Genomic DNA, 3,903 nt, shown 5'->3' on the forward strand with positions numbered 1-3,903 from the left:
TAACGCCGCGTTAAGTGGTGAACAACGCTAACCACCAAACCCAAGCCATTGTACCTTAAACACTAAATTCAACTTGAACTGAAGTCGCCAAGCGTTGTGAATCCGCCTTAAACGCCTTGTTAGGCGAAGTTTCCCACCAGTGTTTAAGTTTGTTTGAAAGCAGATTACCCGAAACCGAATAAGCAACCAAACACCCACTGACTTTTTGTGATTCAAGAACCACAAATATCACTATGTTTCAGCCAAGATTCCAACGAGCACGAAATGCAGATCTCTAGCAACAAAGAAGGTTTTGAACCCGAGAAACCCAAAGCTGCAAACTAACAGCAAATTCGAAAGCTTCAGTTGACTTGCCCTTGCCACGCTTTGAGCCAGTTAAACTCGCCACTAACCGACTCCAAAAACCAATGAGGCAACCCACGAATGTTGGCATGTTTTACGGTTGGAGAGATTCAAGAATTTGAGCAGACAATGCTGAATTGCCGACTTAGAAAAACGAATGCTCAAAGAGAACTAAGAAGATGAGAATAAAGAACTTTCCTGCCCGTCGCCTAACGCCGCGTTAAGTAGTGAGCAACGCCAACCACCTAACCTAAACTTTTACACCGTAAACACTTAACCCAACATAGAATGCAAAACGCCAAGCGTTGGGAATCTGCCTTAAACGCCTTGTTAGCTTTTTGCCACACCCACCTGAAAAGCGATTTGTCCCAGAAGAGAAAAATGAACTTCCAAATCTGTTGGCTCTATATTACTAATTTCGTACTCTCCCCCCAACAGCCAAGGTTTTGATAAACTATATATTTGACCATGAGACAAGGTTTTACCTGATTGAATTAAATCACCTATCATCTGAACGGCAAATTTTTCTGCTACAAATTCTTTGTTAGATAACTTTACCTTAAACTCATCAACTGAATCAGATACTTGGATCAATTCACCACCACCAGTATCTAACCACCATACTTGACCGTTATATACATGCTGAACGAATGCGTCATCTGACGCAGATATTAAAATTGGGAGGAAAGCCCCTTGTAGAAGCCAATCCCAATCACTCAGTAACGAATTTCTATCTATGTGAGAAAAGGCTACCGTCAAATCATCTAGAGTCATTGATTTCCTCGTGAAAAGCTAACGCCCTGTTAAGGTGTGAGCAACGCAATACCGAAGCTCCTGCATACTACCTCAACCACAAAACGCAACGCATAGCAAAAATGCCACGCGTTGCGAATCACTCTTAAACAGTTTGTTAAGTGATTTTTGTTGTAAAAGCATGCGGCTTATTTTTGGGGTGCTTTACTAACCCTTGAGGCGGACCATCAGATGTAAACAAATTAGATAATACTGATATCAATGCGCCTAAAATTACATAGCCAAGTATAACCTGTAACATAACTAAAATTTGTCCCAAACTAGAAGATAAATTTGCACTGATGTCACCAAAACCTAGTGTTGTCATTGTTATAACTGAAAAGTAAATACTATTTAGCATCCCCATTGATTTTTCGGTTGTTAAATCACATCCCAAACAATATAGAAGCGCAAAGATTATACAAACACTAAAAAAAGATTGGATTACTCGTAAAGGAGAACGTCCGTAGTCAGAAATCGCCCAAAAAGCAGAAACAAACTTGGACGTAGACTTTTTATTTTTTCTGTACCAGTCTTCCCAATTATGTCTTCGATTACAATATTGTAACGTTTGTTTTAAGCCAGCGGAAAACCTTGCTTTATCAAAATCTATTGTTCTAAAATCAGTCTCGCTAGATACTTTTGCTATATGAAAGTAAGTATCTGTTGATAGTTTAGAGTTTCTAATTGACATACCACACATATTAAAACGTATTTCACGATCTATAAGTGGGTTATGCCCTCCACCGAGGAACTTCGCTCCAGACAAATCAGCCCGAGAGAATCTAGCCTCATAAAAACTACACCCATAAAACTCAGCATTTTTAACATCAGACTCATAAAATTCTGCATCATCAAAGAAAGTCATTAAGAATTCGCTATCATGTAGCGTTGCTTTGTTAAATTCGGAATTTTGAAATATTGAATGCGCTATCTTAGCTCCTGTCATATCTACTTCAGCCAAATATGTATTAGACATATTTACAGCAGAAAAGTGGGAGTTAATAAACGAAGCCCTGTATAAATCAGCCCCATCACCATTTTTGTTTACAAATGTGACATTGTTGAAATTAAAGCCATCTAATTTTGCGCCTCTTAGTGCTGCAGGTTCTGACGAGTTAGAAATAAATTCATTCCATGCGGAAAAATCTTCTTTAATTGCACACCCTACTAACAACGCATAATGATCTTTATTCAGTTCCATTGATTTGGTTTACTTCCACTACATAAAAAGGACATTATACTCGACTTAAGTATTCAATATAAAGCAGATGCACGCTTAAATCACTTAACGCCCTGCTAAGGGGTGAGCAACGCAATACCAAAGCCGCCGCAAGCCACCTTAATCACTAAATTCAACGCATAGTAAAAATGCCACGCGTTGCGAATCCCTCTTGAGCAGTTTGTTAGTTTGCAAACCCAAAGCATTGATTTTAAGTCACTTTAAACTTTGCAAACAATAAACTTTATGTGTTTTGATGCACTTAAGTCAGGCGTAGTCTAAAAACGGCTAGTCAATGAAACCACGTGGAACAAACAACGCCGCAGAAAACGAACTCACAACACCAAAAAGCGCTTTTGGAAAACCAATCTCACAATGCGGACTTTCAACAAAGCCACTGAAACCACATGAACTTACCACACCAGGGAAAACGCCATTTCAGCGAGTAAATCGGCTTTTGTACCAACAAACTCAACGAACAGAGTTTCAGCAAGAAAGTTCGACTCAGTTAACTCTAAAGTCACCGCCCCAAAGAATAAATCAACCGTTGAAGCGATGCCAATTTTGGATTTTCACCACGCTAGATAACACTAAAATTGGAAGCTAATACGACAACTTAAACTTTGAGCTTTTACCACTAGATCTTGCGATATAGCTGCATTTTTCCTCTTGCAAACTAACGCCCTGTTAAGGTGTGAGCAACGCAATACTGAAGCTCCCGCATAACACCTTAAACACAAAACGCTACGCATAGCAAAAATGCCACGCGTTGCGAATCACTCTTAAACAGTTTGTTAGAATTTTACCAGCCCGCAAAGCCCTCTTCTTTGCGCTCACCATAAAGAGACTCATATACAACGCCATACGCAAATGAAGTTAGTGCTTTATGCACCGCATAACTGTTAGTTAAATCACTATCTACACGATGCAACTTTACTTGATACAGCATGATACTCTCTGACGGAGAAACAGCCATCGCTTCAATACCAAAAATAGCATTTACATCATAATCATGATCTTTTGAAAGGAGCGAGCGTATTGCCGCGTGAAACGGATTATCTGCAGTAACTTTTTGTTTACCAACGTACAAAGAAAATTCCTTAAAAATAGCTGGACCAACTCCTTTGTTGACTAAGAATGCTTCAAACACCCCCTCTTTGATCGAGTGGTTTGTTTGTAGGATAATATATGGTTGAACGCTTAGTCTTTGGCGCTCGATTGCTAACTCTGCAGCTTCTTTGTCAGCTTGAGCTTTTCGACGATTAAGACTCTCTATTTTCTTTGATTCCCTACTTCTCTGCTTTGATTCTTTAACAGAATATCGCAATGCCAACACTGCAACGAATAACGAAATAAATGTTGAACCGACCATAGTCCAATCAGCAACATTTGGTTGAGCAATAGACTCTAATTGCTTTTGTTGATTTTTGACTTCTGCAGTCAATGAATTTAACGCAGTTGTTACCGAATTCAAATCTACTTGATTAGAGACAACAATATTCGGATCACTAGGCAATACTGTTATATTTATTTTTTCAGTTAGTTTA

3 protein-coding genes are annotated in these 3,903 nt (G+C 39.0%); all 3 read right to left on the reverse strand.

The window, feature by feature from the left end; all coding sequences use genetic code 11:
* Window positions 1-672: 672 nt before the first annotated feature.
* Window positions 673-1,116 (reverse strand): T6SS immunity protein Tdi1 domain-containing protein, encoded by a 444-nt coding sequence (locus NB463_RS17515; RefSeq protein WP_258516019.1) that lies wholly within the window; start codon window positions 1,114-1,116, stop codon window positions 673-675.
* A 136-nt stretch (window positions 1,117-1,252) separates the two neighbouring features.
* Window positions 1,253-2,338 carry a pentapeptide repeat-containing protein gene (locus NB463_RS17525; RefSeq protein WP_258516021.1) on the reverse strand — a complete coding sequence of 362 codons (1,086 nt, stop codon included), beginning with the start codon at window positions 2,336-2,338 and terminating at the stop codon, window positions 1,253-1,255.
* A gap of 820 nt (window positions 2,339-3,158) precedes the next feature.
* Window positions 3,159-3,903 (reverse strand): hypothetical protein (locus tag NB463_RS17540; protein ID WP_258516023.1); only part of this gene is annotated, 745 nt, incomplete at its 5' end.

This window comes from Vibrio sp. RM-41-2B (genome assembly GCF_024744415.1).
GTDB classification, from domain to species: domain Bacteria; phylum Pseudomonadota; class Gammaproteobacteria; order Enterobacterales; family Vibrionaceae; genus Vibrio; species Vibrio diabolicus.